The sequence below is a fragment of the Cupriavidus basilensis genome (assembly GCF_000876015.1).
Lineage (GTDB): Bacteria > Pseudomonadota > Gammaproteobacteria > Burkholderiales > Burkholderiaceae > Cupriavidus > Cupriavidus basilensis_B.
Window position 1 is genome coordinate 1 of the sequence record NZ_BBQM01000050.1, and the last position, 4,173, is coordinate 4,173.

The 4,173-nt window shown below is 57.0% G+C and carries 5 protein-coding genes; all 5 read left to right on the forward strand.

Annotation, left to right across the window (positions count from 1 at the left end; all coding sequences use genetic code 11):
* Window positions 1-552, forward strand: a 552-nt coding sequence (locus tag KF708C_RS33985; RefSeq protein WP_063923112.1) for an aspartyl/asparaginyl beta-hydroxylase domain-containing protein, incomplete at its 5' end; no start/stop codon positions are given.
* Window positions 552-1,004, forward strand: a complete 453-nt coding sequence (locus KF708C_RS33990; RefSeq protein ID WP_059416273.1) for a hypothetical protein — start codon at window positions 552-554, stop codon at window positions 1,002-1,004. The genes KF708C_RS33985 and KF708C_RS33990, both read left to right, overlap by 1 nt.
* Window positions 1,005-1,016: 12 nt before the next feature.
* Window positions 1,017-1,796 (forward strand): DNA transfer protein p32, encoded by a 780-nt coding sequence (locus KF708C_RS36300; RefSeq protein WP_156174074.1) that lies wholly within the window; start codon window positions 1,017-1,019, stop codon window positions 1,794-1,796.
* Between the two features lie 5 nt (window positions 1,797-1,801).
* The gene (locus KF708C_RS33995) at window positions 1,802-3,352 is read left to right on the forward strand and encodes a hypothetical protein (protein ID WP_059416275.1); all 1,551 of its coding nucleotides are present in this window, start codon (window positions 1,802-1,804) and stop codon (window positions 3,350-3,352) included.
* Window positions 3,352-4,173: transglycosylase SLT domain-containing protein (locus tag KF708C_RS36305; RefSeq protein WP_156174075.1), on the forward strand; the 822-nt coding region annotated here is incomplete at its 3' end. The genes KF708C_RS33995 and KF708C_RS36305, both read left to right, overlap by 1 nt.

Below are 4,173 nucleotides of genomic sequence, written 5' to 3' on the forward strand. Positions count from 1 at the left end.
GAGGGGATGAATGTGAAGCCTCTACTGAATGCCATCTACAGGAAGTCGGAACTGTGGAAGGCAGACGATTTTCTGCGCAAGTTCCCTCAAGGTCCCTTCGGCGAGACGGACACGATCTATCTGAGGTTTCAGGACCATGTGCCGGTCGAAACCGATGAAGAACTGCAACTCTATCAAGAGAACAAACTCGCTGGCCATGACCTGCACGAATGCCCGTGGCGCGCAGAGGTCAACGAACTGCCCGAGGCGCGCGCGCTAATCATGGCGCTGATGACAGCAACGGGCGCAACGCGGCTCGGGCGCTGCATGATCAATCGCATCATTCCAGGCGGCAGCATCTTCCCGCATGCCGATTCGCACTGGCACGCATCGTATTGGGATCGGTATCACATTGTGATCCAGTCCGAGCCGGGCAACACCTTCCGGTGCGGAGACGAAACGGTATGGATGAAGGAAGGCGAAGTGTGGTGGTTCCAGAATGCCATTGAGCATGAGGTATTGAACAACAGCGCAAATGATCGCATCCACCTTGTCATTGATCTGAGGTTCTGATGATTACGTTCATGGTCGAGCGGTTCTCAGATGTCTACGAAGAACTCCTGCCGTTGCTGCATGCGCACTACGGTGAGATTTCGACGCACAAGGACCATGACGTCCCGCTGGATCCGATGGTTGAGGTCTATCGCGCGAGAGAGGCAGATGGCTCGCTGATGATGGTGATCGGGCGTGAAGAAGGGGTGATTGTGGCCTATCTCGTGGCATTCGTCGCGCCAGGACTGCACTACCGCTCCTGCCTCACCTGCTCGCCTGACATCTTCTTCGTGCGCGAGGATAAGCGCACTGGCATGGCCGGAGTCAGGATGATGCGTTTTGTGGAAAAGGAGTTGCGCCGTCGCGGCGTGAAGCGTTGGGCGATGGGCAGCAAGGTTCAGCACGATGCCTCCGCGCTGTTCCGCTATCTAGACTTCAAGCCGGTCGAGACGACGTACGAAAAGTGGCTGTAACGGAGAACTGAAATGGTCGCAGCAGCAGTAGCCGGAGGGGCAATCGTTGGCGGTGTCGCCAGCGGTGCACTCGGCGCGAAAGGCGCAAAGGATGCGGCCAGCACGCAAGCCGACGCGGCAAATCGTGCTGCCGATCTGCAGTGGCAGCAGTTTCAGCAGATGCAGCAGAACTTGCAGCCCTATATGAATTTGGGCAGCAATTCGATTCCGCAGTTGCAACAACTCCTGAGCGGCGGCGCATTGAACCGGCAATTCTCTTTTGATCCGACGCAACAGCAACTGGAGCAGACGCCGGGGTATCAGTTCACTCTTCAGCAGGGGTTGAAGGGTGTCGATAATGCTGCGGCGGCAAAGGGGCTGAATCTCTCTGGTGCCCAGATGAAAGGAATTTCAGATTACACGACAGGGCTTGCCGATCAGACGTTCCAGCAACAGTACCAAAATGCGTTGCAGTCGTTCATGACGAACTACGGTGTCAACTCCGATCAGTACAACCGGCTGGCTGGGCTTGTAGGCCTCGGCCAGAATGCAGCTGCGGGCGTCGGGAATGCGGGACTTCAAACGGCCTCGAATGCAGGGGGAATGCTGGTGGGAGGGGCAAATGCTCAAGCAGCCGGCCAGATTGGCGCTGCAAATGCGATCAGTGGAGGCATCGGCTCCATCGGCTCGGGGGTCGGGCTCTATTCGCTATTGAGGAATAACAACAACCCTTTTAGTTCGGGGTCGTGGGCGACGCAATACAACGCAAACGACCCCAGCACCTACTTTAACGATCCGAACGCATACGGTTGAACCTCATGGCCCAGATCGACGCATCCATTCCGCTCGGCATTAAGCCCCCACAAACGGGGCTGGCTCAACTTGGTCAGACCGTGGATACCGCGCGCGGGCTTATCGGCCTGCAGTCTGCTTCGCAGCAGCTGGGGGCCAATCAGATCATCTCGCAGGCCTACCAGCAGGCAACCGACCCGCAAACTGGCCAGGTGGATTTCGGCAAGCTTCAGGCTCTCGCCACACAGGGCGGCGCGGGCGCATTCCTGCCTGATTTCATGGCGAAGATCGCCTCTCAGCGCAATCAGCAATTGACGTATGACACAGGCAAACTGGAACTGGCACTGAAGCAACAGACCGATATTCGCAACCGGATTGGCTCTCTCATGTCGTCGCCGAACTATGGCAAAGGCGATCTGAAAAACGAGATCATCGGTGCAATGGGCCAAGCCTTGGCATCTGGTACGTTGCCGCTCGAGCAAGCACAGCGAGAAGTGGCCAGCATTCCCGGCGACCCGGCGGCACAAGCCGAATGGATCAAGCAACACTATCTGAATTCGCTGTCTGGGGAGGCCAAGATTCAAGCCATGCTGCCGCGCACGCAAGTACTGAATACGGGCGGTCAGACACAGGTGCTGAACATCGACCCGCTGACCGGCAAGCCCAGCATCGCCGGTTCTCTGCAAAACACGTTAACGCCTGGCGAAGCCTCCGCAGAAGTCCCTGGTGTCACGCCAGAAGGGACGCCCTATACCATGATGCGCGCGCAGAGACTTCAACAGATGCAGGGCGGTAGTGCACCTGCTGCAGGGCAACCGGGATACACCGGGCGCTTTCCTGGCGCCCAAGGTAGCGCGGGGGGCGCTCCCAATGGTCTGCCGGCCGGGGCGCTGCAAACCGGGCTGTCACCGGCGCAACAAGCCTCGCAATCCGCCGGCGCTACGGCGCAGGCTGGTCAATCGGCCGCAGCGGCGCAGCGCCTCGCTGATGAGGCGAATAACACGCCGATGCAAGTGAATCTACTCAACACTGCACGTGATGCACTTTCCCAGATCAAAACTGGTCCGGGCACTGACTGGCGCAACACGTTCGCATCTGCGTTGCAATCAACCCCGATGATCGGGGATGCGCTGAAGGCCATGGGCGTGAATGACCCCAACAAGATTGCCAGCTACGACGAGTTCAAGAAGATCATGACGAACTATGCTTCTTCGATCTCTGGATCTGTCGGGAGCGGCACGGATGCGCGTCTTAATGCCGCAATCACCGGCAATGCAAATCCGAACATCTCTAATCTGGCGAACGACGATATTCTTGTCAAAACGCTTGCCGGCCTGAAGATGCGTCAGGCGCAGAACTATGCGTGGCAGAACTCTGGCAACTCTCCTGACAAGTTCAATCAGTGGCAATCGCAATGGAATAAGGCAGTTGACCCGGCCACGTTCGCTTACTCGGAGATGACCCCGGAGCAACGAAGCCAGTTCGCTAGCCGTCAAGGAAAGAGTTTCGATTCGTTCATGCAGAACTTCCGGGGCATGATTCGTCAGGGGATCATCCAAATGCCAGGAGGTCAGTAATGGCCAAGGCTCAGCAGCCCGATCTGTCGTCATTCATCCAAGCTTCGGCACAGCGCTGGAACATCGATCCTGCGTTATCGTCCTCTGTCGTCCAACAGGAATCGAGCGGAAATCCGGGTGCCATCAATGCGGAAGGTGGTGGTCAAGGTGCATATGGCGCCATGCAAGTCCGTCAAGCAGCCCTAGCAGATTACAACAAGGCAAATGGTACTAAGTACAGCATGCAGGATCTGCTGAATCCGAAGATCGGGGTAGATGTGGGTACTTGGTATTTGTCGCAGCAACTCGACAAGTTCAACGATCCGGCCAAGGCGCTGATCGCCTATAAGGAAGGGGCAGGTTCTCCGGAGGTGTCGAAGGGAACCCATCCGTATGCCGCGCAGGTAATTGGACGGATTGGCACATCCGCCTCGACCAAAAATGCAGCATTGCCTGGGGTTCCGACTGCCGGAAATTCAGCGTCCCCTCTGAGTGATGCTGATATCGATGCTGCTTTTCCCCGAGGTGGAAAGCCTTCGGCAGTCACTGCAGCTACAAAAGATATGGGCTTTTCCGATGCTCAGATTGATGCTGCATTTCCAAGACAGGTAGGCAATCAAAAGCCATCAGCTGCAGCTCCAACGAATGCAGATCAACCGACTTCCAAGACGCCACTCTTCGATCCGCAATCCAAGACGGCAACCTTCGGCGCTGGCCTAGGGCATGGATTCGGCTCGATCGTATTGGGAGGGCAGCAATTGATCGGGAAGGGACTCTCGGCTCTTGGTGCAGAGAAGGCGGGTAACTGGCTAGTAAATGATGCGAATGCTGGATTGCGCAAC